Here is a 1,193-nt window from a genome sequence, read left to right as displayed (position 1 = left end):
CCCTACCATCGTGCCCGTACTACCGGTAGGCGCCTGGGTAATCACCGTTACGTTACGTGCACCTTTCTCACGAACCGCTTCAGCCACTTCAGGATATACCTTAGCCATATTTTTCATGAAACCGCTTTGCAGATATAATTCCGCGTCGAACGCTTTGAATGATCCCTTCTCTTCTGCTATATCGGCAGATGCCAAGTATGCTTCCCTGGCAATGAAGCCATACAGCTTGTCGAGGAATTCCAGCGATTCCGGGCTGCCGTAACGAATGTTCAGCTTGATCATCAGCTCGGCGAGCCCCATCGTTCCAAGACCGACGCGACGCTCATTCTTCTGATTCGCTTCATTCTCTTCAAAATGGTACGGCGTCCGGTCGATAACATTATCGAGGAACCGCACGGAATAACGCGTTGTGGTCGCCAGCTCATCCCAGGCTACATCGTGGTTAACTTCATCGTAGAACTTCGACAGGTTCATCGCGGACAGATTGCACACGCCCCACCCAGGAAGTCCCTGTTCTCCGCACGGGTTCGTACAGATAATCGGGTTAAAGTACCAGCTGTTAGACATCTGGTTGTAGTATTCCATGAAGACAACGCCCGGTTCAGCCGATTTCCATGCCGATTCGATGATCGTATGCCATATTTCGCGCGCTTTTACGGTTCTGTAATGGATCACTTGGCGTCCAGCGGCTTTCCATTTATCCAAATCCCCGTCCCACAACTCGTCATAGTCTGGATCGGAAGTGTCCGGGAATACAAGATCCCAGTCCAGGTCTTCCTTCACGGCCTTCATGAAATCATTGGACACGCATACCGACAGGTTGGCATTCGTCACTTGCCCCATCGTCTGCTTGACCGTGATGAAATCGACGACGTCCGGATGCCAATCATTGATCATCAGCATCAAGGCACCGCGACGACTTCCGCCTTGCTCGATCAACCCTGTCGTATAACTGAACAAGCCGCCCCAGGACACCGCACCGCTGGAAGAGCCGTTCACGCCTTTTACAATCGCACGACGGGGACGCAGCGAGGACAGGTTAATCCCAACACCGCCGCCGCGAGCCATAATCTCGGTCATCTCCGTCAACGTCTCCATAATGCCCCCGCGGCTATCCTTCGGTGAAGGAATTACGTAACAGGTAGACAGCGTCAGCTCGGCGCTTGCCGCTGCTCCTGGGGCGATCCGACCGC

At 53.6% G+C, this 1,193-nt stretch carries 1 protein-coding gene; it reads right to left on the bottom strand.

Going from position 1 to position 1,193, the window contains the following annotated elements:
• Window positions 1-1,193, bottom strand: a 1,193-nt coding sequence (locus ACFRAK_RS29220; protein WP_394573233.1) for an adenosylcobalamin-dependent ribonucleoside-diphosphate reductase, incomplete at both ends; no start/stop codon positions are given.

The sequence above is a fragment of the Peribacillus sp. NPDC056705 genome (genome assembly GCF_043656335.1).
This window is presented reverse-complemented; position numbering and strand designations above follow the sequence as displayed.